Below are 701 nucleotides of genomic sequence, written 5' to 3'. Positions count from 1 at the left end.
GGCAGCTCGCAGTTACCAGTCACGTCAGTAGTACGGAAGTAGAACTGTGGACGGTAGCCTTTGAAGAACGGAGTATGACGGCCGCCTTCTTCCTTGCTCAGAACGTAAACTTCAGCGGTGAACTTGGTGTGCGGCTTAACGGTGCCTGGCTTAACCAGAACCTGGCCACGCTCAACGTCGTCACGCTTGGTACCACGCAGCAGAACGCCGCAGTTCTCGCCAGCACGACCTTCGTCGAGCAGCTTGCGGAACATTTCAACGCCGGTGCAGGTAGTTTTCTGAGTGTCGCGCAGACCAACGATCTCAACTTCTTCCTGGATGCGAACGATACCACGCTCAACACGGCCAGTTACCACGGTGCCACGACCGGAGATCGAGAATACGTCTTCGATTGGCATCAGGAACGGCTTGTCGATTGCACGCTCTGGCTCTGGGATGTAGGTATCCAGAGTTTCTACCAGACGCTTAACAGCGGTGGTACCCATTTCGTTGTCGTCTTGGCCGTTCAGAGCCATCAGAGCCGAACCGATGATGATCGGAGTGTCGTCACCTGGGAAGTCGTAAGTGCTCAGCAGATCGCGCACTTCCATCTCAACCAGTTCCAGCAGCTCAGCGTCGTCAACCATGTCAGCCTTGTTCAGGAAGACAACGATGTACGGAACGCCTACCTGACGGGACAGCAGGATGTGCTCACGAGTTTG

The 701-nt window shown here is 55.3% G+C and carries 1 protein-coding gene; it reads right to left on the bottom strand.

Annotated features, from left to right (window positions below; translation table 11 throughout):
• Positions 1 to 701: EF-Tu C-terminal domain-related protein (locus AC1RMG_RS32375; protein ID WP_493171071.1), on the bottom strand; the 701-nt coding region annotated here is incomplete at both ends.

This window comes from Pseudomonas sp. GW822-FHT04H02, assembly GCF_058800645.1.
The sequence above is the reverse complement of the archived record's forward strand: the minus strand, read 5'-3'. Positions and strand labels throughout refer to the sequence as shown.